General features: G+C 42.2%; 29 protein-coding genes and 1 riboswitch. Of the genes, 6 read left to right on the forward strand and 23 right to left on the reverse strand.

The window, feature by feature from the left end:
- Nucleotides 1-42: 42 nt before the first annotated feature.
- The gene (locus ACXAC4_RS13790) at nucleotides 43-1,209 is read right to left on the reverse strand and encodes an MFS transporter (protein WP_475162580.1); all 1,167 of its coding nucleotides are present in this window, start codon (nucleotides 1,207-1,209) and stop codon (nucleotides 43-45) included.
- A 93-nt stretch (nucleotides 1,210-1,302) separates the two neighbouring features.
- Nucleotides 1,303-2,082, reverse strand: coding sequence for a peroxide stress protein YaaA (gene yaaA, locus ACXAC4_RS13795; protein ID WP_475162583.1), 780 nt, complete (start codon nucleotides 2,080-2,082; stop codon nucleotides 1,303-1,305).
- A gap of 246 nt (nucleotides 2,083-2,328) precedes the next feature.
- Here yaaA and tal point away from each other — a divergent pair, with 246 nt between their 5' ends.
- Both tal and ACXAC4_RS13805 read left to right on the forward strand, forming a co-directional pair.
- Nucleotides 2,329-3,279 (forward strand): transaldolase, encoded by a 951-nt coding sequence (gene tal, locus ACXAC4_RS13800; protein WP_058030873.1) that lies wholly within the window; start codon nucleotides 2,329-2,331, stop codon nucleotides 3,277-3,279.
- 235 nt (nucleotides 3,280-3,514) lie between these two features.
- On the forward strand, nucleotides 3,515-3,706 hold the full coding sequence (locus tag ACXAC4_RS13805; RefSeq protein WP_130254710.1) for a DUF3545 family protein: 192 nt from the start codon (nucleotides 3,515-3,517) through the stop codon (nucleotides 3,704-3,706).
- Nucleotides 3,707-3,751: 45 nt separating this feature from the next.
- Here ACXAC4_RS13805 and ung read toward each other — a convergent pair whose 3' ends face one another.
- The 21 genes from ung to ACXAC4_RS13910 all read right to left on the reverse strand — a co-directional run bounded on the left by ung (nucleotide 3,752) and on the right by ACXAC4_RS13910 (nucleotide 22,348).
- Nucleotides 3,752-4,411, reverse strand: coding sequence for a uracil-DNA glycosylase (gene ung, locus ACXAC4_RS13810; RefSeq protein ID WP_475162586.1), 660 nt, complete (start codon nucleotides 4,409-4,411; stop codon nucleotides 3,752-3,754).
- A complete protein-coding gene (locus tag ACXAC4_RS13815; protein WP_475162591.1) occupies nucleotides 4,411-5,295 on the reverse strand; it encodes a cobalamin-binding protein in 885 nt (294 codons plus the stop codon). The genes ung and ACXAC4_RS13815 overlap by 1 nt, the downstream gene beginning before the upstream one ends.
- Nucleotides 5,295-5,888: a cob(I)yrinic acid a,c-diamide adenosyltransferase gene (cobO, locus tag ACXAC4_RS13820; RefSeq protein WP_349285512.1), complete on the reverse strand. Its 594-nt coding sequence runs from the start codon at nucleotides 5,886-5,888 to the stop codon at nucleotides 5,295-5,297. Before cobO ends, ACXAC4_RS13815 begins: the two co-directional genes overlap by 1 nt.
- A gap of 10 nt (nucleotides 5,889-5,898) precedes the next feature.
- Nucleotides 5,899-7,371 (reverse strand): cobyric acid synthase, encoded by a 1,473-nt coding sequence (locus ACXAC4_RS13825; RefSeq protein ID WP_475164135.1) that lies wholly within the window; start codon nucleotides 7,369-7,371, stop codon nucleotides 5,899-5,901.
- A gap of 9 nt (nucleotides 7,372-7,380) precedes the next feature.
- Entirely contained in the window at nucleotides 7,381-7,914 is a 534-nt protein-coding gene (gene cobU, locus ACXAC4_RS13830; protein ID WP_475162593.1) for a bifunctional adenosylcobinamide kinase/adenosylcobinamide-phosphate guanylyltransferase, read from the reverse strand.
- A gap of 19 nt (nucleotides 7,915-7,933) precedes the next feature.
- Nucleotides 7,934-8,707: an adenosylcobinamide-GDP ribazoletransferase gene (locus ACXAC4_RS13835; protein ID WP_475162595.1), complete on the reverse strand. Its 774-nt coding sequence runs from the start codon at nucleotides 8,705-8,707 to the stop codon at nucleotides 7,934-7,936.
- A 1-nt stretch (nucleotide 8,708) separates the two neighbouring features.
- Nucleotides 8,709-9,770: a nicotinate-nucleotide--dimethylbenzimidazole phosphoribosyltransferase gene (gene cobT, locus ACXAC4_RS13840; protein WP_475162598.1), complete on the reverse strand. Its 1,062-nt coding sequence runs from the start codon at nucleotides 9,768-9,770 to the stop codon at nucleotides 8,709-8,711.
- A gap of 3 nt (nucleotides 9,771-9,773) precedes the next feature.
- Nucleotides 9,774-10,763, reverse strand: a complete 990-nt coding sequence (locus ACXAC4_RS13845) for a FecCD family ABC transporter permease (protein ID WP_475162601.1) — start codon at nucleotides 10,761-10,763, stop codon at nucleotides 9,774-9,776.
- Nucleotides 10,760-11,575, reverse strand: a complete 816-nt coding sequence (locus ACXAC4_RS13850) for an ABC transporter ATP-binding protein (protein WP_475162603.1) — start codon at nucleotides 11,573-11,575, stop codon at nucleotides 10,760-10,762. The genes ACXAC4_RS13845 and ACXAC4_RS13850 overlap by 4 nt, the downstream gene beginning before the upstream one ends.
- Before the next feature lie 86 nt (nucleotides 11,576-11,661).
- Nucleotides 11,662-11,783, reverse strand: a riboswitch (cobalamin riboswitch).
- Nucleotides 11,784-11,794: 11 nt separating this feature from the next.
- Entirely contained in the window at nucleotides 11,795-12,397 is a 603-nt protein-coding gene (locus tag ACXAC4_RS13855; RefSeq protein ID WP_475162606.1) for a histidine phosphatase family protein, read from the reverse strand.
- Between the two features lie 62 nt (nucleotides 12,398-12,459).
- A complete protein-coding gene (nqrM, locus tag ACXAC4_RS13860; RefSeq protein WP_058030883.1) occupies nucleotides 12,460-12,672 on the reverse strand; it encodes a (Na+)-NQR maturation NqrM in 213 nt (70 codons plus the stop codon).
- A gap of 123 nt (nucleotides 12,673-12,795) precedes the next feature.
- Nucleotides 12,796-13,812: an FAD:protein FMN transferase gene (locus ACXAC4_RS13865; protein WP_475162609.1), complete on the reverse strand. Its 1,017-nt coding sequence runs from the start codon at nucleotides 13,810-13,812 to the stop codon at nucleotides 12,796-12,798.
- A 92-nt stretch (nucleotides 13,813-13,904) separates the two neighbouring features.
- Nucleotides 13,905-15,131 (reverse strand): NADH:ubiquinone reductase (Na(+)-transporting) subunit F, encoded by a 1,227-nt coding sequence (nqrF, locus tag ACXAC4_RS13870; RefSeq protein WP_130254698.1) that lies wholly within the window; start codon nucleotides 15,129-15,131, stop codon nucleotides 13,905-13,907.
- Nucleotides 15,132-15,148: 17 nt separating this feature from the next.
- Nucleotides 15,149-15,757, reverse strand: a complete 609-nt coding sequence (nqrE, locus tag ACXAC4_RS13875) for an NADH:ubiquinone reductase (Na(+)-transporting) subunit E (RefSeq protein ID WP_058030886.1) — start codon at nucleotides 15,755-15,757, stop codon at nucleotides 15,149-15,151.
- A gap of 10 nt (nucleotides 15,758-15,767) precedes the next feature.
- Nucleotides 15,768-16,400 carry an NADH:ubiquinone reductase (Na(+)-transporting) subunit D gene (locus ACXAC4_RS13880; protein WP_058030887.1) on the reverse strand — a complete coding sequence of 211 codons (633 nt, stop codon included), beginning with the start codon at nucleotides 16,398-16,400 and terminating at the stop codon, nucleotides 15,768-15,770.
- The gene (locus tag ACXAC4_RS13885) at nucleotides 16,400-17,146 is read right to left on the reverse strand and encodes a Na(+)-translocating NADH-quinone reductase subunit C (RefSeq protein WP_475162614.1); all 747 of its coding nucleotides are present in this window, start codon (nucleotides 17,144-17,146) and stop codon (nucleotides 16,400-16,402) included. Before ACXAC4_RS13885 ends, ACXAC4_RS13880 begins: the two co-directional genes overlap by 1 nt.
- On the reverse strand, nucleotides 17,139-18,338 hold the full coding sequence (locus ACXAC4_RS13890; RefSeq protein WP_138629530.1) for an NADH:ubiquinone reductase (Na(+)-transporting) subunit B: 1,200 nt from the start codon (nucleotides 18,336-18,338) through the stop codon (nucleotides 17,139-17,141). The genes ACXAC4_RS13885 and ACXAC4_RS13890 overlap by 8 nt, the downstream gene beginning before the upstream one ends.
- 4 nt (nucleotides 18,339-18,342) lie before the next feature.
- Nucleotides 18,343-19,686: a Na(+)-translocating NADH-quinone reductase subunit A gene (locus ACXAC4_RS13895; RefSeq protein WP_058031652.1), complete on the reverse strand. Its 1,344-nt coding sequence runs from the start codon at nucleotides 19,684-19,686 to the stop codon at nucleotides 18,343-18,345.
- Nucleotides 19,687-20,078: 392 nt separating this feature from the next.
- The gene (gene fabV, locus ACXAC4_RS13900; protein ID WP_475162619.1) at nucleotides 20,079-21,269 is read right to left on the reverse strand and encodes an enoyl-ACP reductase FabV; all 1,191 of its coding nucleotides are present in this window, start codon (nucleotides 21,267-21,269) and stop codon (nucleotides 20,079-20,081) included.
- A gap of 127 nt (nucleotides 21,270-21,396) precedes the next feature.
- Nucleotides 21,397-21,711, reverse strand: a complete 315-nt coding sequence (locus ACXAC4_RS13905) for a BolA family protein (RefSeq protein ID WP_130254693.1) — start codon at nucleotides 21,709-21,711, stop codon at nucleotides 21,397-21,399.
- Between the two features lie 49 nt (nucleotides 21,712-21,760).
- Complete coding sequence (locus ACXAC4_RS13910) at nucleotides 21,761-22,348, reverse strand: alpha-ketoglutarate-dependent dioxygenase AlkB family protein (protein WP_475162623.1); 588 nt, start codon at nucleotides 22,346-22,348, stop codon at nucleotides 21,761-21,763.
- A 40-nt stretch (nucleotides 22,349-22,388) separates the two neighbouring features.
- On the opposite strand from ACXAC4_RS13910, the gene ACXAC4_RS13915 reads away from it, so the two are divergent.
- Genes ACXAC4_RS13915 through ACXAC4_RS13930 form a run of 4 tightly spaced genes read left to right on the forward strand, consistent with a single transcriptional unit; the run spans nucleotide 22,389 to nucleotide 26,135 of the window.
- Entirely contained in the window at nucleotides 22,389-23,537 is a 1,149-nt protein-coding gene (locus ACXAC4_RS13915; protein ID WP_475162627.1) for a methyltransferase, read from the forward strand.
- 2 nt (nucleotides 23,538-23,539) lie between these two features.
- Entirely contained in the window at nucleotides 23,540-24,091 is a 552-nt protein-coding gene (locus tag ACXAC4_RS13920) for a YajG family lipoprotein (RefSeq protein ID WP_475162629.1), read from the forward strand.
- A 2-nt stretch (nucleotides 24,092-24,093) separates the two neighbouring features.
- On the forward strand, nucleotides 24,094-24,723 hold the full coding sequence (locus tag ACXAC4_RS13925; protein WP_138480197.1) for a peptidylprolyl isomerase: 630 nt from the start codon (nucleotides 24,094-24,096) through the stop codon (nucleotides 24,721-24,723).
- 14 nt (nucleotides 24,724-24,737) lie between these two features.
- Entirely contained in the window at nucleotides 24,738-26,135 is a 1,398-nt protein-coding gene (locus ACXAC4_RS13930) for an AmpG family muropeptide MFS transporter (protein ID WP_475162633.1), read from the forward strand.
- Nucleotides 26,136-26,147: the final 12 nt, after the last annotated feature.

Genomic DNA, 26,147 nt, shown 5'->3' on the forward strand with positions numbered 1-26,147 from the left:
GCTTAGTTGAAGTTAAAAGGGTCTTTCAGACCCTTTTTCATTTTATTTCTCTAAAGCTACTTTTAGCCTAGGCTTTAATAGCCAGATAATACCCGCGGCCAAAAGCATCACAGGGATAGTCAGCATATTTAATAACTGCCAGCCTATTTCAGCCTCAAGCCAGCCTGCGCCCAATGAAGAAACCGTCACCATACTAAAAACGAGGAACTCATTACTGGCTTGTGACTTAGCCCGCTCATGGGGCAAATAGCTCTCGCTGACCATTTGAGTAGCGGCAATAAACATAAAGTTCCAGCCAATCCCTAACAAACACAACGCCACTAAAAAATGCCAATGACTCAGCCCCATTAAATTCACCAAACAACATAGCAATACAATGACTACACCTGCTTGCATGATGTTGCTCTGACCAAAGCGATTAATTAACTTACCGGTAAAAAATGAGGGTACAAACATTCCCAAAACATGCCATTCAATCACAAGCGCAGACTCAGCAAGATCATAACCATGGCGATGCATCGCCAAAGGTGTAGCAGTCATCAACAAATTCATTGTGGTGTAGCTGATCATCGCAATCATCACGGCGAGCAAAAACTTAGGCTGCGTCATAATCTCAGATAAAGGCCGCTGTGGTTTATCTGAGTTTGCTTGGCTGAGTTCATTAAACTTCACAAACTGTAATAAACACAAAGCCAAAATATAAAGCCCCATCAAGGCAATAAAGGCATTAGCATAATTAATTTCAGGGTAATGATTATTCACCCATACAGCTAAGTTGGGGCCGAGCACTGCCGCTACCACACCACTTGCCATTACCGCTGAAATCGCAGTGGCAGGGTTGTCACTCGCTTCAATGGCAGCAAAACGATATAGAGTTGCGAAGCCAATACCAACGCCGATTAAGAAAGTGGCTAACGCAAATAGCCAAAACTGACTATTCAATAATGAATAAAACCCTAAAACTGTACCGCTGATACCGATTAGGTTTCCCAAACTAAAGCCTTTTTTACGGCCTATTTTCGCCATGAGTAATGAGGCAGGAACCGTTGTCAGTAATAATCCCAGCATTTGTGTTGCGACCGGTAAAGTTGTGAGTGCACTCGATGGGCTTAATGCTTGACCCACAAGCGCAGAAATCGTCACTAATAAGATATTACCTGTGGTCATTAATCCCTGACAGATAGCCAAGAAAAGGACGTTTCTATTCATTATTTTTCTGCTTTAAATGAAAGGTGAAATAGCAAAGAAAGTAAGGTGCGAGCCCTGTTAAACCCGCACAGAAAGCTGATTATGAGTTGCTAGCTAGTTTTGTTCAGCGCGTAAGAAAACCGGCTCGTTTTCTTTTTGAGTTGCTTCTGCACTGAAATAGTAACCCGCGACGTCAAACGCTTTTAACGCTTCAAGCGATGTCACTTGGTTTTCCATAATGTAGCGCGCCATCATGCCGCGGGCCTTCTTCGCATAAAAGCTGATCACCTTATATTGACCATTTTTGCAGTCTTTAAATACCGGAGTGATGATATCTGCTTTAAGCGCTTTTTTATTAACAGCTTTAAAATACTCGTTTGAAGCAAGGTTCACTAATTGTGTCGCTCCTTCAGCCGCTAACGCTTCATTGAGTTTTTCGGCGATCACTGTGCCCCAAAACTCATAAAGGTTTTTACCTCGGGTATTTTCAAGCTTAGTGCCCATTTCTAAGCGGTAAGCCTGCATCAGATCTAGTGGCTTTAGTACGCCATATAAACCTGAAAGAATACGTAAGTGAGATTGCGCGTAGCTTAGTGTGCCTTCATCTAATGAGGCAGCGTCTAAGCCAGTGTACACATCGCCGTTAAATGCCAGCACCGCCTGTTTCGCATTATCTGATGTGAAAGGTTGAGCCCACTCGCTAAAGCGTGCAGCATTTAAGCCTGAAAGCTTGTCACTAATTTTCATCAAGCTGCCAATTTGTTGCGGTGATAATTCACGACACACTGTCATTAACTCTTCTGAGTGTTCTAGTAACTCAGGCTGCGTGAAAGTGTCGATATGCGCTGGCGTATCGTAATCTAAGTTTTTCGCGGGAGAGATCACTGTGATCATGGCTTACCTATTGACTTAAAAATTAATTAGTGTCAATTTCAACACTATCCCTTTGTTACTGCAAGTGAAGATTGTTAAGTAGCAAGTAATGCGGGATATGTGCTCTTCTTCTTCCTTTGAATATTTTTTAATTCTCAACTTGTGAGTGTCAAATAAGGACAATTGACCTATTCATGCCATTCACGCTATTGCAACATAGGAGAAGTAGAGTTTGCCCATAAGCTGTAAGAGGAATGAGGAAACATAATGACATCAGCACTAGATAGGCTAAAACAGCATTCATCAATCGTTGCCGATACCGGCGACATTGAAGCCATTCGTAAGCATCAACCAGAAGATGCAACCACTAACCCTTCACTGCTTTTAAAAGCAGCTGAGATGCCAGCCTATCAAGCCTATTTAACGCAAGCTTGGGATTACGCAAAATCGAACGAGTCTGACGCAGACAAACAAGTCGAATTAGCGTGTGATTACTTTGCCGTATTAATTGGTAAAGAGATTGCCAATATTGTCCCGGGTTATATCTCAACTGAAGTAGATGCGCGCTTATCTTTTGATACAGAAGCGACGATTGCTAAAGCAAAAACCTTACTTGCTCTGTACAAAGAGCAAGGTATCAGCCAAGACAAAATCTTAATCAAAATTGCATCAACTTGGGAAGGTATCAAAGCAGCTGAACAGTTAGAGAAAGAAGGTATTAAGTGTAACCTAACGCTATTATTTAGCAGTGCACAAGCCCGTGCATGTGCAGATGCCAATGTTTTCCTAATCTCACCATTTGTGGGTCGTATTCTTGACTGGCACGTTGCTAACGGGCTAGAAAAGCCAACTGATCCACTGCAAGACCCAGGTGTGCAATCTGTTCGTAGCATCTACTCGTTCTATAAGCAGCACGGTTATAACACTGTGGTAATGGGTGCAAGCTTTAGGAATACCGGTGAAATCATTGCTTTAACAGGTTGTGACAAGCTAACCATTAGCCCTGCACTGCTTGAAGAGCTTGGTGAGCTGACTGACGCACAAGAGTACTTACTTGAGAACGACTATGAAGTACAAGCTAAGCCTGCGCCATTAACCGAAGCGCAATTCCGCTGGCAGCATAACCAAGATGCAATGGCCACTGAAAAGCTTGCTGAAGGTATTCGTGCTTTTGCTGAGGCACAAGAAACGCTAGAAGCGCGTTTTAAAGCACTATAATTAATAAACATATTCAATATAAACGCCGCATTATGCGGCGTTTTTTTATGCTCAAAAGCCAGATTCCCCCGCGTTTCATCTTCATCAAACTGTTACCTTACTGTAACAAAAGCAACACATAGTTGTTTTATTTTTAAGCGAGTTATGATATACCGAAGTTGCTCGAAACGTATATCAAATATACAGAGCTGACGTAAAACCGTCATTTGAGGTCAATAATCAATGGGAGAACATCATGGATAGCCTAGACGATATCATTGCAGTATTAGAAAGTCCTGAAACAACAAAACGCACCTCTTCAAAAAAACAAAAACGAAAATGGCGCGAAATTGAAGCCTATAAAGAAAAACAACGTCTTCGCAAAGAGCTACAAGAACTTGACTATTTTGCAGACAACTTAGATCTAGAAGAACTAGATTTAATCTAAAAAAATGGCTCCTTCGGGAGCCATTTTTCGTTTTTGGAAGTGTGTTTAAACTTGCCAGTTTATAGGTGTTTTACCCAAACTGGTTAGTAGGTCATTTGTCTTTGAAAAGTGCTGACAGCCAAAGAAACCTCTGTGAGCTGACAGAGGAGATGGATGTGGCGCATGCAAAACATGATGACGCACTTTATCTATGTTCTTGCCCTTCTTCTGTGCATGGGCGCCCCATAGTAAAAACACCACGCCTTCTCTATGTTGATTAATTTCGTCTATCACCTTATCTGTAAACTTTTCCCAACCTAGATGTTTGTGAGAATGTGCTTGTCCTTGTTCAACCGTCAATACGGTATTAAGTAATAACACACCCTGCTCAGCCCATGGCATTAAATAACCATGATCAGGGGTGCTAAACCCTTCTATGTCCTGCACCAGCTCTTTATACATATTTGCCAATGACGGAGGCGGTTTAATACCCGATAACACAGAAAAACATAAACCATGTGCTTGATCTGGTCCGTGATAAGGGTCTTGGCCTAAAATGACCACTTTAACCTGCTCAAATGGCGTGGCATCGAATGCTGAAAATACCTGTTGTTCAGGAGGAAACACCGTCACGCCTTCACTGCGCTTTTGAGCGACGTACTCTAGCGTGTCTTTAAGGTAGGGTTGCTGGCTTTGTTCAGCGATAAAATCTGACCAAGTCTTCATTATGATTGCTCTTGATAGTAACGGCGAGATTGCGACAGTTTATCACATAAGTCAGCAACCCCATCGAGCGCTCGCACACTAAAACGGTGTAATAGATCGGCATTGACTCTAATAAACTGCTGATGTTCGACTGCTGGGATCTGAGGCCAGTTTTGCCAATTAGTATGCTGCACGTCTTTCTTTGTTTTCTCTTCAGGTAATACGATTACTTGAGGTTTAAACTTAAGCACATTTTCGACACTAATTTGCGGATAATCTGCTCGGCTGTGAGCAAATACATTATTGGCTTGGCAAATCGTCAATACCTGATGGATCATGGTGTTTTTATTCACACTCATCATGGGCTCAGGCCAGAGTTGATAAAATACATCCAGCGACTTCGCATCTTGATATTGGCTTTGTAATTTGGCTAAACGCGCATCAAATTCTTTAGCCACTTGTTTGGCTTGTGCTTGATGACCAGTTAGCTTACCAAACTTTATCAGTTGCTCTGATACTTTAGTTAGGTCATTGGTTTCGCTATAAACCACTTTAATACCTAGCTTCTCGAGCTTTTCAAGATCGGCTTTTTTATTACCAGTTTTCCACGCGATCACCAAATCTGGTTTTAAAGCTAATAACTTCTCAAGTTGAACGCCGTGATAGCCGCCAATTCTCGAGATCTCAAGCGCTTGCTCTGGATAATCTGCATATTCAACGGTACCGACAATTTTACCGCCTGCACCTATGGCAAATAAGTTTTCAACAATGTGCGGCGCTAAAGCCACAATACGTTGTGCTTTATGTTGAGTATCTGGTTGTGGCGCATTTTGTGATTGATTTGCTGCTACATATTGACTTGTAAGCAGCAAAAAGATGATCAATAAAGTCCTTTTTAACCACATCAGTAGTCAAATCCTTTTAGTGCTTTAACACCAGATTCAAAAGCATGCTTCACATTTCTGACTTCACTTACCGTGTCAGCAAGCTCAGTTAAACGACGGTGTGCACCACGACCTGTCACGATCACAGACTGCATCTTGGGACGATTCTCGATAGCGCTGATAACTTCATCTAAGTCTAAATAATCGTAGCTCACCATATAGGTCAACTCATCTAATAACACCAAATCTATGCTATCGTCTGCTAACCATTTTTTAGCTTGCTGCCATGTCTCAACCGCTGCAGCAGTGTCTGTTTCACGGTTTTGCGTTTCCCATGTAAAGCCGGTTTTCATTACAGCAAAAGGTACGCCTACTTTTTCAAGTAAGTTACGCTCACCGCAGTCCCACATACCTTTAATAAACTGAGCTACCGCAGCATTTTGACCGTGACCGACACAACGCGTCACAACACCAAAACCTGACGTCGATTTCCCTTTGCCATTACCTGTGATGACCTGAAAAATGCCCTTTTCGATATTGGCAGCGGCAACCTTTTCATCAACCTTCTCTTTGACTTTTTGTTGCCTCTGTTGATGTCTATCTTGTTCGCTCATAATTCACACCCTATAAATTGATTAATGCTTTAATTTTGTTCATATCTAAATGCGCTTCACATTCATCTGCCAGCCACTCTAACTGTTTTTCACGATGCTCATCTAGACTAAAATTCGTTTCTGTTAGCCTGCCATTACTCGCCCAGTGTAAAATGGCTTCAGCCGCTTTGGGCTCATCAAACAAACCATGTAAGTAAGTTCCAACAACCTGGTTATCATCAGATACAAAACCATCTTTCAGGAAACCTTGTGGATGGTCAGTAAAATACATAAATGGCTTTTCTAGGGCAGGACCGCTACTTTGCCCGCAGTGAATTTCATAGCCTTTAATATCCACGCTTTGCTGATTGATAACGCACTTACCCTGCACCTGAGTCAGGGTTTTGGTTTGCGTTAGCTGAGTTTCAAACTCAGCTAATCCTAACCCTGTAATTTCTGCCTGTGAGCTTTCTATGGCATCAGGGTCACAAATGCGTTGACCCAACATTTGTAAACCACCACACACGCCTAGCACCTTACCGCCATAACGTAAGTGACGCTGTATTTCGGTTTGCCATGTTTGCGCCTGTAAAAAAGCTAAGTCGTTAATGACGTTTTTACTACCCGGGATAATAATCAGATCAGTTTGCCCGATTTGCTCTGTATGTTTTACATAGCGCAAATCGATTTGAGGATTTAACCGCAAGCTATCAAAGTCAGTGTGATTACTAATGTGCGGCAGTAACAACACACTTACCGAGAGTTGTTTGTCAGTCACCACATTATCCATTGCGACGGCATCTTCAGCGTCTATATTCAAGCCATGCATATACGGCAGCACACCTAACACAGGTTTTCCCGTTTTTTCTTCGAGCCAATCAAGACCCGATTGCAACAAAGCAATATCGCCACGAAAACGGTTGATCACAAAGCCTCGCACTAATGACTGCTCATATTCACTGAGTAACATTAAAGTACCGACAAGGTGTGCGAACACGCCGCCTTTATCAATGTCAGCAATGATAATCACGGGGCAATCTACTTCACAAGCAAACCCCATATTAGCGATATCATTTTCACGCAGATTGATTTCCGCAGGGCTGCCCGCCCCCTCGACCATAATGGCATCAAAATCAGATGCTAATCTTTGATGCGATTCAAGCACTGCTTGCATCGCGACCTTTTTATAGTCGTGGTATTTCGCCGCTTCCATATTGCTAATGGCACGGCCATGAATAATGACTTGCGCACCGGTGTCGCTATTCGGCTTGAGTAAAATAGGATTAAAGTCGGTGCTTAAAGGCTGTTTCGCAGCGATGGCTTGTAGCGCTTGGGCACGGCCTATTTCGCCGCCACAAGGGGTTACCGCACTATTGAGTGCCATATTCTGAGGTTTAAACGGCGCAACCTTAACCCCTTGCCTAGCAAGCACGCGGCATAACCCCGCAACCAAGGTACTTTTACCCGCATCAGATGTAGTGCCCTGCACCATTAATGTTTTTATCTTCGTCACTTATTTAATCCTTAACGGGCAACCAGCCATAATAAAGTCAACACGCTGCGCAACTTTAGCGATATCTTGATTTAACCAGCCAGACTGGTCGACAAAAACCCGACTTAACTCGCCGAGGGGCACTATGCCATGACCTACTTCATTGCTGACTAGCAAAACAGATGCTCGTGTATTTTGTAATGCCTCGAGCAAACGCTGCTTTTGTACTTGTAATTCAGACTCTGATTTTTCACATAACCCATGTGTTAACCATAAGGTTAAACAGTCGATTAGTACGCAACTGTCGCCACCAAATTTTTGCAATGTGTCGGCTAGGTGCCATGGCTCTTCAATCACTTGCCAGCGTTTATCTCGTGTGTCACGATGATGTGATACTCGCTCTGCCATCTCATCATCTTTAATTTCTGCGGTGGCGATGTATACAAGTTTGCTCACTTTGCCTGAAGCATATAAATCCAACGCCGTTTGCTCGGCGAAACTACTTTTGCCAGAGCGCGCGCCACCTAAAATGAGATGAATATTATTTTGAGTCATAGCTAATCACTTGCCTTCATTACACCCAGAGCGCCACTAAAGTTAAATAAATCATGATTTCACAATATTGTTGCGCAGCGCCTAAACAATCTCCCGTATACCCACCTAGCTGTTGCTTAAACCAGCTTATACACAGCTGGCGAGTTAAAAATAAAACAGCCACTAAAATAATCACATTCATTAAAGACAACTGTGTAAAAAGCCAAAGCACAAATAGCACGCACAGTGAGGTTAATGCGAGGAAATCTTTTGCATGAGAAGAGAGCGACATGGCGACCGGCTTTACTTTTGATTGGGCATCTTCTTGCACATAATCAAGCTTGCCAATGATACTTGTTGCCATTGCACGACTTAAAGTATGACCTAATACCAGTGCACACAATACTTGTGTAAAGCTATCGCTAAGCAGGCTCATCAGCTGAAACTTTAATAACAGTAATAAAATAAGTGCACTGGCACCATACGTACCTAGACGGCTGTCTTTCATAATCGACAGCTTTTGCGACACAGTCCAACCGCCACCAAAACCGTCCCAGACATCGGCAAAACCGTCTTCATGAAATGCGCCAGTAATTAAAATACCTAGAGCAAGAGTGAAGATCACAGCAACGCTTGAAGGAAAAATCAAAAACGCAACACCATATACAGCAGCCAAAGCAACACCCAACAACAAACCCACTAAGGCAAAATAGCCACTGGCTTCACTGAGTGCATTGTCTTCAATCTCTTGTTTAAAATGTACAGGCACGCGAGTTAAAAAGCTCACAGCCAATAAAAAGTGTTGCTTATTCATGTTAAACAACTTTCGTGACATTTGCGTCATCAAAACTATTCATGTCGTTATAAAACGCCAGAGCACTTTGTAGCAAGGGTAAGCTCAGTGCCGCCCCCGTCCCTTCACCCAATCTAAGACCAAGATCTAAAAGAGGCTTAGCATTAATTGAATTTAACATTTGCAGGTGTGCTTGCTCAGAAGAGCAATGGGCAAATACCATATAGCTCTGACTATTTGGCTCAATACGAATAGCCAGTAATGCCGCGGCCGTTGCAATAAAGCCATCAATAACAATAACCTGCTGTAACTCAGCAACAGCCAACATGGCACCGACCATTTGACAGATCTCAAACCCACCCAAACAACGTAAGATTGCATGCGGGTCGTTAAGTTTATCTCGGTGTAAGTTAAGCGCGGTATTAATCAGCTCAACTTTTTTATCTACCACTTCGTTTGAAACACCCGTGCCAAGCCCAACCGTGTATTCAGCAGAGAGCCCACTCAACGCACTAAAAATAGCCGATGCTGCACTGGTATTGCCAATGCCCATCTCACCAAATGCAAAAGTATTACAGCCTTGTTGATATTGTTTATGAACTAGCTTCTTAGCAAACTCAAAACCTTGCGCTTCTTGAGCTTGGGTTAGCGCTTCACATTCATCAAATGAACGCGTAACTGAACCCAAACGTTGTGACGTAACACCTAAGGCCTGGTCGGGTTCACTTAGAATACCGCAATCGACTATCTCGAGTTGCCAGCCTAATTGTTTGCTGAAAACATTAATTGCAGCGCCTCCTGACGCGAAATTCGCTACCATTTGGGCTGTTACTTCACTAGGCGCGATAGATACACCTTTTGCAGCGATACCATGGTCGCCTGCAAACACTGTTAGAGTGGGTTTTCTGATTTGTGGTCGAAATGCTGAAAGCTGCTCAGGTTCTATACCCTGAGAGAAAATAGTCACCAGCTGTTTAGCCAATGTTTCTAGCTCACCTAACGCACCCAAAGGCTTGGTTTTCAGGTTTATTTTTTTTTCGATAAGTTCGCGAGAACGCGTATCAAGTGCTTTAACTGAGAACATACGCTAAGGCCTTTTTTGTTTGAGAGTCAGTAAAGTTAAAAAGAACACACTGCCTATTGCAGCAGTGATAACACCAATGGGAAGCTCTTGATTATCAAGAATAGTACGGGCAAATAGATCTACCCAGATCATCATCAAACCACCACTTAAAGCAGTACACAGCAGGCCAATTGAAGTTGCCTGTGAAATGAAAAAACGTACCAAATGCGGGATCATCAACCCGACAAAGCCAATGCCACCGCACATGGCAACCAATACCGCAGTCAGCAATGAGCTCAATAGCAACATGCCTAAACGCAACTTAGCCACCTGAATACCTAAAGTTGCAGCGCTTTCGTCACCCAGTAATAGTGCGTTTAAACCGCGCCTAAACAACAGCATACAAGCCATACATAGCAATACAATTGAACAGGGCAACCACAACCATTGCCAATCTGCACGACTAAAGCTACCTAAGTTCCAAAACATAATGGCACTCACTGCTTGTGGGTCACTCCAATACAACAGCAAGCTGGTAAATGCGCTAAATAAGAAAGATAAGGCAACACCGGCGAGTAACATCGCTTCTACCTGTCTCGACCTTTGTCCATAGGCAATCAGCAACAATAGGGTCATTGCCAGCACACTACCTAAAAACGCCGCCCCTGACATCGCCCAACCAGCTGTGATACCTGTAAATGTTATAAGTAACACGACGCCAAATGATGCGCCTGATGAAATACCAAAAAGGTAGGGATCTGCCAAAGGGTTACGGGTCACTGTTTGCAAAATAATGCCTGCCAATGCCAAACCACTGCCAGCAACAAATGCCAAAACCACTCTGGGAATACGAAGTTCCATAACAATTTTTTGCTCAAAGACGTTGGCATCATAAGCAAATAGCGTTTGCCAAACAGCACTCGCATTAATATCAATCGCGCCATGCTTAATGGCAACTAAAGCACTAACAAAGCAGCTTATCAGCAAAATTAACAGCGAAATAAGCGGCTTCATAGTTGATATCCAAAGTGGTAGCGGATATGAGGAATATGGGTTTTGTCTCTATACGGGCAAGGTACTTGCGAGACCTCAGCACAGACATCAAATACATCACTGAGTAATTGCGCATCTAGCACATCGCTTGGCGCTCCACTTTTATATAGCTCGCCATGTTGTAGCACCAGCAAGCTATCACTCATAGCTGCCGCAAGATTTAAATCATGGAAAGAAGCGATCACTGTGATCCCCATTGCTTTGGCGAGCTCCATAATTTGTATTTGATATTTTACATCCAAGTGACTGGTTGGCTCATCCATGATCAATAGTTTAGGTTTTTGTGCCATGGCTTTCGCGATCAGCGCCCTTTGCTTTTCACCACCTGAAAGGTGAGCAAATGCTTCGTTGATTTTGTGTGCCAGACCAACCTGTTCAATAGACTTTGCAATTAGTTCATGGTCGGTTTTATTTAATGAAGAAAATAAACTTTTATGAGGTGTTACACCCATTGCAACTACATCATAAAGCGATAGATTAAAATGCTCAGGCATTTCTTGTAGAACCACTGCAACTTGCTGGGCATATTCGTTATGCGAGAAACTTGAAATCGTTTTGTTAAAAAGGGTTATTTGTCCGTTTGAAGGGCTAAAAAAACGGTAAAGGCAACGAAGCAGCGATGACTTACCAGCCCCATTAGGACCTAATAAACCAATAAACTGTCCCTCTGTAACATTGAAAGAGATGTTTTGTAATATTTGATGGTTATCTAGCACCAAATCTAAGCTTGAAACTTGCAGAGCAAATTCAGAGTGCTGACAAGCTAATTGCATTCGTACCCTTACTAACTGTTGGGCAGACACAAACGCACAGTCCTAACCGAATTTCGGTTAAAATTGTGTGCTCTTGAGTACGCCCGCTCAAGAGGATTTTTCTGACCTTGGTATCTGACTTCGTGCATTTAAATGCACTTCACAGTTGCGGGGACAGTTAAGCAGTTTCAGCTTATTCCCAAGATTAATCAGAAAAACCGTATTATGAAGTCTAGATGGCTAAAACACAACTTTAGGCCACGGCTTATGTGCTTCATCAAAGTAAACTTCTATCTTTACCAATGTAGCATAGCCAACTTCTAAACTATTGATAGAGGAAAGAGAATCTAAAGGTAAGTTAAGGACTTCAGCTAAAATTTGTTTGATCACACCAGCATGAGTCACTACTAGGTTATGTGTTGTATGTCGGGTTGATAGTTCTGCCTCCCACCATTGTCTGACACGAGACCTAAACGCGTAAAGGGACTCTCCATTTGGCGGCGTATGCTGCCAAGGCGACTGCCAAAATTCACCTATACTTGGATCCTGTGTGTTCTCCCAAAGCCATTCATAAGTTCGACCATCCCAATCTCCAAAATCCATTTCTTGAAGTTGCTTTGCTATCGCCAGTGGTAAGCTTGATTGCCTAGATTGGTTTTTCGCAAAGCTCAGACAACGCAGCATAGGGGAAGAAATACAGGTATCAAATTGAACTGTTTTTGGTAAAGCAGACTCCATCGCTGCTAACCCTAACGCAGACACGGCAACGTCAGTTTTAGAACCAGTGAGAATACCTGTAGTAACAGGTTTACCGTGCCTTAGGAAATACCATGTCTTCGTCATTTTAGCCTCAGATCAAAAATGCGAGCCTTAGCTCGCATTTAATTCTAGGAAACTTGCTTAACTTAAAGAATCTGATTCTCTTTCCAAGCTTGCTCTTTCGCCATACGCTTTTTGCGTCGGTCACATGGATCATCGCAATCACATGACTTTTCAATACCAACCGCGCCTAAACCGCCACAGCTGCTTGCCATAGATTTCTTTTGCACGATTACACCGACAGCCATAGCCGCAACAATTAAAATAAGTAACCCAAAAGTTAGGAAAAATAGTGACATGCACAAGCCCCTTAAAAACAGTTTAACGGCTCAGTGTATCTGAACCAAATGACGGCATTTAAACAGCCGCCATTATAACGCGCTTAGTGTACTATTTCGACTAATTAATCAAAATAGCCTTATTTACAAATAAGGCGCAAAAGCCGGGCTTGAATAGGTCACTAGCCCTTCATTACTTTTACTAATTAAATATACAGCTAAATTGTGCTCTTCTGCGTAAGCTTTTGCTCGCTCTGTGCCCATGACAGTAAGTGCTGTTGCCAAGCCATCAGCAGTCATTGCTGATGGGTGTAAGACGGTCACAGATACCAAATCATGCTTAACTGGTTTGCCTGTGCCTGGATCAATCAAGTGCGTATAGGTCTCGCCATCCATTTCGTAGAAAATACGGTAATCACCTGAAGTCGCCATGCCGTTATTGCCTGGTTCAATAACTTTATGCACTTGCCTCTGCCCTGCTGGCGCATCTGGCTGTTCAATCGCAATACGCCAAGGTTGTGACTGAGCTTTAGTGCCCGCAATTCTAAGCTCACCACCAATTTCAACCATGTAATTTATCATCCCTTTAGATTCTAAAAGCTCAGCAACTTTATCAATACCAAAACCTTTCGCTGTCGCTGAAAAAGATAACTCTAAACCGTCAATGGTTTTCGCTAACCCTTCGTCTGTTAAAACCAACTTATCAACACCAATGCGAGCCTTCATTTCATCCAGTTGAGACTGTGAAGGTGTTTTTGTTGGGCGTTTATCTGGGCCAAACCCCCATAAATCTATGAGAGGTCCCATGGTGACATCTAGTGTTGTTGTTGAAACGCCTAAACGAACAGACTCTTTCACAACTGACTTAAAGTCATCACTGATAGGCATAAAAGTATTTGCTGCCAACGTATTGAACTGATTAATCTCTGAGTTTTTCACCCAAGGTGACATAGACTGATTCACCGCAATTAAAGTGTTATCAACTTCTGTTTTTAATTTCTCAGCAGTTAAATTTTCATTAATTGGAAAAGCTTTGACCGTGTAAGTGGTCCCCATTGTTTTACCCTGAATAACAATAGGTTCAATCTCTTGTTTGTCGTCAAAACACCCTGTCAAAACAACCGTGGTCAGTAATACAAAAATGCCTACTAGTTTCTTCATACTTTTCTCTATCCCAAAAAAAACCCCAAGCTTATTGCTTGGGGTTTAAGTCTATCTTATTTCAGTGAAGTGTTCACTGAGATAACGCTGATTTAGCCACCGAAGTCATCTAGTAAGATGTTTTCGTCTTCAACGCCTAAATCTTTAAGCATGTTGATTACAGCCGCGTTCATCATTGGAGGACCACACATGTAGAACTCACAATCTTCTGGCGCTTCATGGTCTTTCAGGTAGTTTTCTAAAAGAACGTTATGGATGAAGCCCGTGTAACCTTCCCAGTTGTCCTCTGGTTGAGGATCTGAAAGAGCTACATGCCATTCAAAGTTTTCGTTATCAGCCGCTAGGCCATCGAAATCTTCTACGTAGAACATCTCACGCTTAGAACGTGCACCGTACCAGAAAGACATCTTACGGTCTGAGTTAAGACGCTTAAGCTGATCGAAGATGTGTGAACGCATTGGCGCCATGCCAGCACCACCACCTACGAATACCATTTCTGCATCAGTTTCTTTCGCGAAGAATTCACCGAATGGACCAGAAATAGTCACTTTATCACCTTCTTTAAGTGACCAGATGAACGATGACATCTTACCACATGGTAGGCTTAGGTTGTTTGGCGGCGGAGTCGCGATACGAACGTTAAGCATGATGATGCCATACTCTTCTGGGTAGTTAGCCATTGAGTATGCACGGATCGTTTCGTCGTCAACTTTAGACTCAAGATTGAAGAAGCCAAAACGCTCCCAATCTGCACGATATTCTTCAGGAATATCGAAGTCAGCGTATTTAACGTGGTGAGCTGGCGCTTCGATTTGGATATAACCACCTGCACGGAAAGGTACAACCTCACCATCAGGGATACCAAGCTTAAGCTCTTTGATGAATGTCGCTTTGTTATCGTTAGAGATAACTGTACATTCCCACTTCTTAACACCGAAGATTTCTTCTTCAACTTCGATTTCCATGTCAGTTTTAACAGCAACCTGACACGCTAGACGACAACCTTCACGCGCTTCACCTTTTGAAATATGGTCAAGCTCAGTTGGCAGGATATCACCACCACCCGCTTTAACGTGAACGGTACACTGGCCACAAGAACCTCCACCGCCACAAGCAGATGAAATGAAGATACCAGCGTCTGCTAGTGCACCTAGTAGTTTACCACCTGGTGCTGAAGTAACTGCCTTTTCAGGGTCACCGTTAATGCTGATTGTGATGTCACCGCTTGGTACAAGCTTCGACTTCGCTGCAATGATGATCAATACAAGCATTACAACGATAGCGATGAACATCCCTACGCCTAAATATACCTCAAGCATGATTTTTCCTCGCTAAATTAAAGTGAAATACCAGAGAATGACATGAAGCCAAGACCCATTAGACCTACTGTGATGAAGGTAATACCTAAACCACGAAGACCATCTGGTACGTCTGAATACTTCATCTTCTCACGGATACCAGCAAGTAATACGATTGCTAGTGCCCAACCTACACCTGAGCCTAAACCAAATACCACAGACTCACCGAAGTTCAGGTTACGCTCAACCATGAATGCTACTGCACCGAAAATCGCACAGTTTACAGTGATTAGTGGTAAGAAGATGCCTAGTGCGTTGTATAGCGCAGGGAAGAACTTGTCTAGTGTCATCTCAAGGATCTGTACAAGTGCTGCGATTACACCGATGAAAGTTAGGAACTTAAGGAAGCTTAAGTCAGCTTCAGGGAAGCCTAACCACTCTAGTGCACCTGGCGCTAAGATTGCAGAGTAAACTAATTGGTTTACTGGAACAGCAACACCAAGAACGAAGATTACTGCAACACCTAGACCCATTGATGTAGTTACTTTCTTAGATACAGCAAGGAAAGTACACATACCTAGGAAGAAAGATAACGCTAAGTTTTCAATGAAAACCGCTTTAACGAATAAATTAATATATTGTTCCATCTCTCTCTCCTTATGCCTTCGCTTCTACTTGGTCTTTCTTATAAGTACGAAGTACCCAGATGAAGAAACCAATGATGAAGAACGAGCTTGGCGGTAGGATTAATAGACCCATAGGCTGGTACCAACCACCTTCAGAAATAAGTGGTAAAATCTCGATACCAAATAATGTACCTGAACCACCTAGCTCACGAATGAACGCAACAGTTAGAAGCACTACTGAGTAACCTAAACCGTTACCGATACCATCAAGGAATGACATCAGTGGTGGTGTCTTCATTGCGTATGCTTCTGCGCGACCCATTACGATACAGTTAGTAATGATTAGACCAACGAATACCGAAAGCTCTTTCGCTGTTGCATATACAAACGCTTGAAGCGTTTGGTCTACCACGATTACCAATGAAGCGATGATAGTCATCTGAACGATGATACGAACGCTTGATGGGATGTGGTTACGGATCATAGAGATAAATAAGCTTGAGAAAGCACATACTAATGTCAGAGCGATTGACATGATAAGTGCATTCTTAAGGCTTGATGTCACTGCTAGTGCAGAACAAATACCAAGTACTTGAAGCGCAATTGGGTTGTTCGCAAAAACAGGGCCAAACAAGACTTCTTTCATTTCTTTTGCATTTGCCATTAGTTCAATGCTCCTTTACGTACGTTCGCAAGGAATGGACCGAACGCTTTGTCGCCTGTCCAGAAGTCAACTGTGTTATCAACACCTACAGATGTTAATGTCGCACCAGAAAGACCATCTACTTTGTGTTCGTTGTTACCAGCAGTACCTTTTACGATATCAAGTGGTAGCTTTTTACCTTCGAACATAGATGTCCAACGTGGGTTTTGGATTTCACCACCAAGACCCGGTGTTTCATTGTGCTTGTAGAAGTTAATTGCTTTAACAGTCTTAGTATCAGCATCTAGTGCTAGGAAACCGTACATAATACCCCAAAGGCCGTAACCTTGGATTGGTAGAATGATAGTGTCTACTTTACCGTTAGCATTTTTAGCAAAGTAAACTGGAGATTCAGTCGTCATACGCTGAACACCGGCTTTATCTTGCGCTTTTTCAAGCTTCACACTGCGCTTTGCATCGAACTTAGTTGATTCGAAGTCGAAAGAGTTTGGATCTGTATCAACAAACTCACCCGTCTTCATATCAACAACGCGTGCTTCGATGTTTTCATTGAATGTTTTGAAAACATCTGCTGAACTTTCAATACCTGCTGCAGCAAGAATGTTGCGTTGCACGTCTTGAGTTTTGTTTGCTTGTTGTAGTGGACGTAATTGAACAGATGCCATAGAAACAACAACTGCACATACTAAACATAGGCCAACAACAACGCCTAGCGTTTTGCCAATAGTTTCATTGTTACTAGACACGTGCCAATCTCCTCTTAACGTTAGACTGTACAACGAAGTGGTCGAATAATGGTGCAAATAGGTTAGCGAATAGAATTGCTAACATCATACCTTCTGGGTATGCAGGGTTAACTACACGTACCAGAACAACCATTACACCGATAAGTGCACCGTATGCGAATTTACCTTTATTTGTGAAAGACGCAGAAACTGGGTCAGTCGCCATAAAGAACATACCGAATGCAAAACCACCTAGTACTAAGTGCCAGTGCCAAGGCATAGCAAATGCAGGGTTAGTTTCAGAACCAATCATGTTAAGAAGTAGAGACATCACTACCATACCTAGGAATACACCTAGCACGATACGCCATGACGCAATACGAACATAGATTAGGAACAAACCACCAATCATTAGTGCTAGCGTTGAAACTTCACCCATAGAACCTTGTACGAAGCCATAGAAAGCATCCCACCAAAGTGCCATGTTGTTGTAATCAAGAGCACCTTGCGCCGCTAGGCCTAGGTTTGTTGCACCTGTGAATGAATCAACTGCAGTCCAAACCGTATCACCCGAGATATCAGCTGGGTATGCGAAGAATAAGAACGCACGGCCTGCTAATGCTGGGTTAAGGAAGTTACGACCTGTACCACCGAAAACTTCTTTTGCAACTACAACACCAAAAGTAATACCTAACGCGGCTTGCCATAATGGAATTGTAGAAGGAAGGATCAGTGAAAATAATACAGATGTTACAAAGAAACCTTCGTTAACTTCATGCTTACGGATAGAAGCAAATAAGACTTCCCAGAAACCACCAACGATAAATACCGTCGCATAAACTGGTAGGAAGAAACATGCACCATAGAAGAACTTAGCACCAATACCTGATTGTGCAGTAAGCTCACCACCTAATGCTTGGAAAATAGCAGCCTGCCAAGTGTTGGCAATTTCAAAACCGTTACCAATTGCTAGAGCAGCTTGGTGACCGATGTTAAACATACCAAAGAACATTGCAGGGAATGTCGCCATCCACACTAAAATCATGATACGTTTTAGGTCGATGTTGTCACGAACGTGCGTGCCACCTTTGTTTACATAACCTGGAGTGTAGAAAACGGTTGCGACTGCTTCATACAGGGCATACCACTTTTCATGCTTACCGCCAGGTTCAAAATGCGGCTCGATATCTTCTAGAAATTTCTTTAAGGCCATGGGATTAACCTTCCTTCTCGATAGTAGTCAGGCAATCACGTAAGATTGCGCCGTACTCATACTTACCTGGACATACGAAAGTACACAGTGCTAAATCTTCTTCATCAAGCTCTAATGCACCTAACGCAATCGCACTATCTAAATCACGTGCAATTAAGTCACGAAGTAGTGGTGTAGGTAGAATGTCGAGTGGCATAACACGCTCATAGTTACCGATTGGTACCATTGCACGCTTAGAACCACCTGTAGACGTTGTCATATTGAACAAACGGCTCGGCGCTAAGTGTGAGATAAATGTACGTGTTACAGAGAATTTGTTGCTACCTGGTGCAATCCAACCAAATAGTTCTTTCTCGCGACCTTCAAGTAATACTGATACTTGAGTATGGTAGCGACCTAGGAAAGCGTGAGGGCCGGTTGCTGTTTTACCAGCTAACACAGAGCCAGAAATGACTCGGTTATCACCGTCTTCAAGCTCGCCTGCAACTAAATCAGTTAGAGAAGCGCCAACTTGTGTTTTAACTAAGCGAGGATTCTTAACGCGAGGACCCGCTAAAGCAACTACACGGTCAGAGTAGATTTCACCAGTAAGGAATAACTTACCGAATGCAATCACATCTTGGTAACCTAAATGCCATACCTGCTTGTTTTCAGATACTGGATCTAGGTGATGGATGTGAGTACCTACTAAACCTGCAGGGTGTTTACCACCGAACTCATGAACTTCAACTTGAGAAAGTGAAGAACTTGGTACTGTGCTACCTGCTTGCTTACATACGAACACTTTACCATCAGTTAAGCGCGATACTACAGCTAGACCCGCTTCAAACGCTTCAACGTTTTCAGCAATGATCACAGCTGGATCTGCAGCTAATGGGTTTGTGTCGATTGCAGTCACAAAGATTGAACTTGCAGTTGCATCTAGTGCTGCCACTCGGCTGAATGGACGAGCACGTAGCGCTGGCCATTGACCAGATTCAACAAGCACTTCTTTTACTTTTTCACGGTCTAGGTTGCTTAAATCAGCAGCCGCCACCTTTTCAAAAGTAACCTGCTCGTTGCCTTGTACTTCAATCACGATAGATTGAAGAACACGCTTAGCACCACGGTTAATTTCTTTAACTACACCAGAAGCTGGTGCAGTGAACTTGACGCCTGGGTTCTTTTTGTCTTCAAAAAGAACTTGGCCTTTTTTGACTTGGTCATCCACGCGAACATGCATGGTTGGACGCATACCGATATATTCTTCACCTAGCACGGCAACTCGTTTGACAGCTACGCCATCATGAATTACTTGCTGAGGTGCGCCCTCTATTGGTAAGTCCAGACCTTTTTTTATGTTGATCATACGCACTTGCATTACATTAACGGAAAGAAATTGAAAAATCTTTTTTTGCCCCAAGATCTAGAAAGTGACCATTCTGTATTCGGCAAAGCCAAGCGACAAAACAATCCATAACTAAAACCTTGTGGACGAGTCCTCACATATTTCTGTGATTTTAACATTAATAACCCCCACTATGCGAGTGGAATTATGAAATTAATCCAGATTTACAAGGTCTTTTCGAGGAGAAAATAGAATGAATTTAGTTCAATTTAGACCAAAGTCCAGTTGCTGAAATACGCAATGAATCATTTTTACTAAACAGAAGAAAACTTCAGGTGTTAGCAGAAAAAATAAATATAAATAAACAAAAAAGGCCGGCAAAGCCGACCTAGTTATAAAAGTGATACTAGTGATTAAACTAAGTTGTTAATTTCAACCACTGTGTCTACGTCTTGCTCGTAGTCAACACCATCTACGCCGAAACCAAATAGTTTCAAGAATTCATTGTGGTAGCCAACATAGTCTGTTAACTCATCAATGCTGTCTGTATCAACCGTATCCCAAATGTGCTGAATACGTGCCTGTACGTCGTCTTCTAGCTCTTTGTAATTTTGGAATAAGTGACCGCCATAGTCAAAACGTGGGGTTGCGCCATATAGATTTTCGTTGAATAGACCGTGGATCTGCTCAATTGTACCTTCGTAAGTACCATCTGCTTTAGTCACTTTAAATAAAGCTGAGATATATAGCGGCATGATTGGAATAGCAGAACTTGCTTGTGTCACAACAGCGTTAAGAGAAGAAACATACGCTTCACCTTTTAGATCAGCTGTCGCTTCACGGATTGCTAAAGTTGCGCGATCTAAGTCTTCTTTTGCTTTGCCGATTGTAGCGTGACCGTAGATTGGCCAAGTTAGCTCTTTACCAATATAGGTGTAAGCACTTGTTTTAAAACCTTCAGCTAATACGTCTGCGTCTTTTAATGCATTGATCCAAAGTTCCCAATCTTCACCGCCCATCACTTTAACTGTGTTAGCGATTTCATCTTCATTCGCAGCTTCTACGCTTACAGAATCGATAATACGCTTAGATGTATTTAAGTTCTTCGTTGTGATGTCTTGACCGATAGGTTTAAGTACCGATGAATGCGTTTCACCTGTTTTAGGATCAGTACGACGCGGAGACGCTAGGCTGTAAATTACTAAATCTACTTTACCCATTTCTGCTTTAATCGTTTCAACTGTTTTAGCTTTAAGCTCATCAGAGAACGCATCGCCATTGATATTTTTAGACCAAAGACCCGCTGCTTCCGCTGCATTTTGGAAAGCTGCCGTGTTATACCAACCTGCTGAAGCTGGCTTTTTCTCAGTACCTTCTTTTTCAAAGAAAATACCCAGAGTTTTAGCACCAGAGCCAAACGCTGCTGTAATACGAGAAGCTAGGCCGTAACCCGTTGATGCACCAATTACAAGTACGTTTTTAGGACCGTTTTCTAATTGCCCTTGTGCTTTTACATAATCGATTTGCTCTTGAACGTGAGCGGCACAACCAGCTGGGTGTGCATTGGTACAAATAAAACCACGAATTTTCGGCTTAATGACCATGATGATTCCTATCTTTATTTAAATTTACGGAGCGTAGTTTAAAGGCTGATCTTAAAAATACAGGTCTGATCAGCTATAAAATTAGGCTTAACTCGATGATAAAAGTCTCGCTTAACCCTAATTTTGACTATTTATCGAATTTCGAACCACCCAAACATTTTGGTGACTCAGGAATTTGTCCATGCTGCTCTGAATACTCTTCAGGCGTATAGGCATGAATAGACAGTGCATGAATGTGTTCTGCTAATTCAACTTTTAGAATGTCGTTAATTTGGCGATGACGCGGTAATAATCGTTTACCCGCAAACTCTTCACTGACCACAATCACTTTAAAATGAGACTCTTCGCCACGGCTGTGCATGTGGCTTTCATTTATGACATTTAAATGCTTGCAAGCGATTGCCGCAGCGATTTTTTCTTCGATCTGAGATTGCATTGACATGAATATAAACTCTGCATTTTTCAATTGTGGCTACTATACCGAGATAGGATTATTTAACAATACTTCTAAATGTCAGGTTGATACGCCCGCCTTTTACTTTGCTTTGTTTCGGCAATGAGTGTTGAAAAAGTTGCTGACTGTTACCCGACATCACTAAACAACTGCCGTGCTCCAGCATTAACTCCCATTGCTGACCTGTCGTTTTATGTTTGATCTTAAATTTACGCGCAGCGCCTAAAGAAATTGAAATGATTAAAGGCTCAGCGCCTAACTCAACCTCATCATCACTATGCCACCCCATAGTGTCATGACCATCTCGATACCAATTTAATAGCAGAGCATTAAACGTCTGATTATAGTGGTTCTGAAGTTTACTGCGCATCGCAGCCAATGGTTTCGTCCAGCATTGATTAGCTAATGTATGATTTGAATAGGCATAATGTACCCCTTCATCAGCCACAAAGCTCTGCAAACGAGGAATAGGATGAAACTTACCGAAAACCTGAATACTGGGTTGTTGCCAGTTTAACTCCCCAGTGAGGTGTTCATACAAGTCGAGCCCTTTTTGAAATGAGATCAAATTTGGAAAATAAGCAAACCCCTCGGGTAACTCAGGTTTAGTGAGTTTTGATGTCATGCTATTATTCACCTCATAAAATGACTACTTATAAAAAACTATGACGACTGAAGCTGTATTGGGCGGCCACTCGCTAACTTTACATCGATTTCCCCTCGATCAAAAAAACAGAAGCCTACAAGCGTGGGATTCAGCCGATGAGTATTTAATCGAACATATTCAAAACGAATATGTCAACGCACAACATATTTTGGTATTAAACGATGGCTTTGGCGCCTTAAGCTGTGCATTACATGCTTTAGATACGCAAAACTCTCGCAAAGTGACCAGTTTTAATGATTCTTATGTCAGTCAGCAAGCGTGCCTTTATAACCTTGAAGAAAACGAGTTAGAAAGTCGTCAAACTGTATTACTTGATAGTCTCTCAGATTTACCTAGCGACGTTGATCTTATCCTCATCAAAATCCCAAAAAATGCCGGCTTTTTGCAATATCAACTTAGCTTGCTCAGTCAGTTTGAGAATGATGTGCCAGTGATCGCTGCCGGTAAAGCGAAAGAGATACACACATCTACATTAAAAAGCTTCAGCCATTTTATTGCTGAGCCTTCGACCAGTTTAGCAGTTAAGAAATCACGTCTTATTTTTAGTCAAACAAAACAAAAAAAGCAGACTTGTAAGTTTCCGGTGAGTTGGCCTTTAGAAAAAACTGATTTCACTGTCTTAAACCACGCTAATGTATTTTCTCGTGACTCCCTTGATATTGGCGCGCGTTTTTTTAGCAATTATTTACCTCAGGGTAAGAAACCGTTAAGGATTATTGATTTAGGCTGTGGAAACGGTGTTATCGGCTTACAAACATTGGCAAAAATGCCAAATGCAAAAATCACTTTTGTTGATGAGTCGGCCATGGCTGTGGCTAGTGCCAAAGCAAATATCGAGAACAACTTACCTGAGCGCTTGCAAGATTGTGAGTTTGTTCAAGATGATTGTTTGACTGATTTTGCGCCTAACAGTGCAGACTTGGTTTTGTGTAACCCGCCATTTCACCAAGCGCAAGCAATCACGGATCATATTGCGTGGCAGATGTTTGTGCAGGCAAAGCAAACACTCAGATCCGGCGGTGAATTAAGAATCATTGGTAACCGCCATTTAGATTATCAAGAAAAATTGCTCCGCTTGTTCGGAAACTGTAAAGTCATTGGTAACAATAAAAAATTTACTGTGCTAAGCACCACAAAGAGAGGCTAAAAATGAAAAAAATTGCACTTGTATTGTGTGGCATGTTGCTGGCAGGTTGTGCCAGCCAACCAAAATCTGTGATCTTAAATCCGGTATATAAAGCAGGCAAAGTGGCCGACTTTAATGTCCCCGTAACCTTGTCGGTCGAAGACCATAGGATCAGTAAATTCACAATTAAGGTGGTCGATCAAGAGCCCGCTGAGTACTTACCGGATGCCGAGCTAAGCAAACGGGTGAAAATGGCTTTTGAGCAAGCCCTTAAAGCTAATGGTGCACAGCTTACTTCAATGGGTAGTAACACGTTAACACTACACATTGATTCCTTTCATTCAAAAGTAACAGAATCTTATACACAACATGAAAGTAATGCCGTTGCTAAAATTAAAGTGTTAGCAACCCAAGGTAAGCGTACATTCGAAAAAACTTATTCAGGTCAGGCTCAAATGACAGCTCCACTAAAGCATGAGCAAGCTAAAGTTGAAGGCCAACTTAATGAGCTGAGTGAGCAAGTGATTACCCGTATTGTCTCAGATCCTGCTTTAATTAACTTCTTCAAAGGATAATCATGAAAAAGTTACTTATCACCCTATTCATTATCTGCATGAGTAGTCATGCCTTTGCTAGTAATAAAGAAGGCAGATTTGTTCAAAAGAATAACCTGTTTCCACGCGTAAAAATAATTACCAGTGAAGGGGATATTATTGTCGAACTAGACAGATCACGCTCACCGCTTACTGTAAATAACTTCCTGACTTATGTAGTCAATGGTGATTACAAAAATTCTGTCTTTCACCGTATTGAAAAAGATCAATACTCAGAGATCGACGAATTTTTTGTGCTCCAAGGCGGTGGCTATGACAAAGATTATGATGGCTTGTTCCAACGTAAACCTATTTTCAACGAAAGTGGCAATGGTTTAAAGAATGACATGTATACCATTGCCATGGCGTATCAAGATAATGAGCCGCACACTGCCACTCGTCAGTTTTTCTTCAACATGAAAGACAACGACCATTTAAACCCGGGCAGAGGCTGGGGGTTCGCTGTGTTTGGTAATGTTATGGAAGGCTATGAAACACTGGATAAAATCACACAAGTAGAAACTGGGTTTAATGAAAAAATCGGCTACGACTTTGTGCCTAAAAAGCCTGTGATGATCTATCAAGTTGAGATCCTAAAAGCCGAAGCTCTTTAATTGACGGGATAGTCATGCAAATCAACTCTAGCCTAAGTGAGTACTTAGGCTACTACAAAGACAAACGCCTTCTTACCATCTTTTTATTTGGCCTAAGCAGCGGCTTTCCATGGGTACTCATTGGCTCTGTAATGTCTGCTTGGCTCAAAGATGAAGGCTTAAGCCGCAGTATGATTGGTTTATTTGGTGTGGTCTTCAGCGCCTATACCATCAACTTTCTTTGGTCTCCGTTACTCGACCGCTTAAAGCTCCCTCTGTTAGGCAATTTGTTAGGTCAACGACGTAGCTGGATTTTACTTGGACAGATGGTCACTTTCATCGCAACATTGAGTCTTGGCTTTATTAGCCTCAAAGATCAGCTATTCCTCGCTGCTTTGTTCTGCTTTTTAATAGCCCTTGCCAGCGCAACACACGATATTGCCATAGATGCTTTTCGTATTGACTCGTTAGATACAACTGAAAGTGAAAAAGCCACGGCTGCTGCAGCCATGGCAACCTCAGGTTGGTGGTCAGGTTATGCACTTTTAGGTGCACTGCCCTTCTTTTTAGCTGATTTACCCAGTTTTGATTGGTCACAAATTTATTTTGTACTCGCTGGCATTGTTTTATTGTTGATACTGGTTACCTTGTTTGCAAAAGAGCCTAAATCACATCGTGAGCTCACTCATGCTCAATTAGAAAAAGAGTATCAGAATAAGTTATTTGAAAACGGCAATTCCATATGGCAACGCCTGTTAGCTTGGTTAGCAGTAACATTAGTTGAACCTTTCAAAAGTTTCTTCACCAAAAATGGCGTAAAAACAGCATTTGCCTTACTCGCCTTTATTTTCTTATTTAAAGTTGGCGAAGCTTTCTTAGCTCGCATGTCTATTGTTTTCTATAAAGAAATCGGTTTTAGCAATACACAAATTGGTCAGTATTCAAAACTAGGTACCGGGCTCATTACCATCGTATTTGCTTTCTTAGGCAGTATTTTCAATCACAAATACGGCATAGTGAAAGGGTTATTTGTCAGCGGTATCGCCATGGCTGCTTCTAATTTAATGTTTTCTTGGATTGCCATAGCAGGCCCAAAAGAACATTTATATGCACTGGCTATCATTATAGACGGCTTCACCCAAGCTTGGTCTTTAGTTGCTATGGTGGCATTTATCTCAATGCTGTGTGATCGCGCCTTTAGTGCGACTCATTATGCATTATTGGCTTCTTTAAGTAGCTTAAGCCGTACTTTATTATCAGCTTATAGTGGTGTGGTAATCGATGACTGGTTAGATGGGAATTGGGCGTTATTTTTTGCAATTACCGCAATGATGGTAATCCCTTCTTTACTGTTTCTTTACATGATTAGACATAAACTATATGCCATAGAAAAGCAGTTTCATAAAAACTCAACTGCAACTAAAGGTGCGTAACACTACGCACCT

This window comes from Pseudoalteromonas sp. AWM4_233, assembly GCF_056158285.1.

Bases quoted from the DNA above. Each gene is read 5' to 3' on its own strand.
- ACXAC4_RS13850 (WP_475162603.1), bottom strand. From the start codon at position 11,575: ATGCAATTAGCTTGTCAGCACTCTGAATTTGCTCTGCAAGTTTCAAGC.
- ACXAC4_RS13910 (WP_475162623.1), bottom strand. From the start codon at position 22,348: ATGACATCAAAACTCACTAAACCTGAGTTACCCGAGGGGTTTGCTTAT.
- ACXAC4_RS13880 (WP_058030887.1), bottom strand. From the start codon at position 16,400: ATGGCAAATGCAAAAGAAATGAAAGAAGTCTTGTTTGGCCCTGTTTTT.
- fabV (WP_475162619.1), bottom strand. From the start codon at position 21,269: ATGGTCATTAAGCCGAAAATTCGTGGTTTTATTTGTACCAATGCACAC.
- nqrE (WP_058030886.1), bottom strand. From the start codon at position 15,757: ATGGAACAATATATTAATTTATTCGTTAAAGCGGTTTTCATTGAAAAC.
- yaaA (WP_475162583.1), bottom strand. From the start codon at position 2,082: ATGATCACAGTGATCTCTCCCGCGAAAAACTTAGATTACGATACGCCA.
- ACXAC4_RS13920 (WP_475162629.1), top strand. From the start codon at position 23,540: ATGAAAAAAATTGCACTTGTATTGTGTGGCATGTTGCTGGCAGGTTGT.
- ACXAC4_RS13930 (WP_475162633.1), top strand. From the start codon at position 24,738: ATGCAAATCAACTCTAGCCTAAGTGAGTACTTAGGCTACTACAAAGAC.
- ACXAC4_RS13835 (WP_475162595.1), bottom strand. From the start codon at position 8,707: ATGAATAAGCAACACTTTTTATTGGCTGTGAGCTTTTTAACTCGCGTG.
- ACXAC4_RS13805 (WP_130254710.1), top strand. From the start codon at position 3,515: ATGGATAGCCTAGACGATATCATTGCAGTATTAGAAAGTCCTGAAACA.
- ACXAC4_RS13790 (WP_475162580.1), bottom strand. From the start codon at position 1,209: ATGAATAGAAACGTCCTTTTCTTGGCTATCTGTCAGGGATTAATGACC.
- nqrM (WP_058030883.1), bottom strand. From the start codon at position 12,672: ATGTCACTATTTTTCCTAACTTTTGGGTTACTTATTTTAATTGTTGCG.
- ACXAC4_RS13815 (WP_475162591.1), bottom strand. From the start codon at position 5,295: ATGTGGTTAAAAAGGACTTTATTGATCATCTTTTTGCTGCTTACAAGT.
- ung (WP_475162586.1), bottom strand. From the start codon at position 4,411: ATGAAGACTTGGTCAGATTTTATCGCTGAACAAAGCCAGCAACCCTAC.
- tal (WP_058030873.1), top strand. From the start codon at position 2,329: ATGACATCAGCACTAGATAGGCTAAAACAGCATTCATCAATCGTTGCC.
- ACXAC4_RS13855 (WP_475162606.1), bottom strand. From the start codon at position 12,397: ATGACGAAGACATGGTATTTCCTAAGGCACGGTAAACCTGTTACTACA.
- ACXAC4_RS13905 (WP_130254693.1), bottom strand. From the start codon at position 21,711: ATGTCAATGCAATCTCAGATCGAAGAAAAAATCGCTGCGGCAATCGCT.
- ACXAC4_RS13865 (WP_475162609.1), bottom strand. From the start codon at position 13,812: ATGAAGAAACTAGTAGGCATTTTTGTATTACTGACCACGGTTGTTTTG.
- cobO (WP_349285512.1), bottom strand. From the start codon at position 5,888: ATGAGCGAACAAGATAGACATCAACAGAGGCAACAAAAAGTCAAAGAG.
- ACXAC4_RS13845 (WP_475162601.1), bottom strand. From the start codon at position 10,763: ATGAAGCCGCTTATTTCGCTGTTAATTTTGCTGATAAGCTGCTTTGTT.
- nqrF (WP_130254698.1), bottom strand. From the start codon at position 15,131: ATGCTTGAGGTATATTTAGGCGTAGGGATGTTCATCGCTATCGTTGTA.
- cobU (WP_475162593.1), bottom strand. From the start codon at position 7,914: ATGACTCAAAATAATATTCATCTCATTTTAGGTGGCGCGCGCTCTGGC.
- ACXAC4_RS13915 (WP_475162627.1), top strand. From the start codon at position 22,389: ATGACGACTGAAGCTGTATTGGGCGGCCACTCGCTAACTTTACATCGA.
- ACXAC4_RS13895 (WP_058031652.1), bottom strand. From the start codon at position 19,686: ATGATCAACATAAAAAAAGGTCTGGACTTACCAATAGAGGGCGCACCT.
- ACXAC4_RS13925 (WP_138480197.1), top strand. From the start codon at position 24,094: ATGAAAAAGTTACTTATCACCCTATTCATTATCTGCATGAGTAGTCAT.
- ACXAC4_RS13890 (WP_138629530.1), bottom strand. From the start codon at position 18,338: ATGGCCTTAAAGAAATTTCTAGAAGATATCGAGCCGCATTTTGAACCT.
- cobT (WP_475162598.1), bottom strand. From the start codon at position 9,770: ATGTTCTCAGTTAAAGCACTTGATACGCGTTCTCGCGAACTTATCGAA.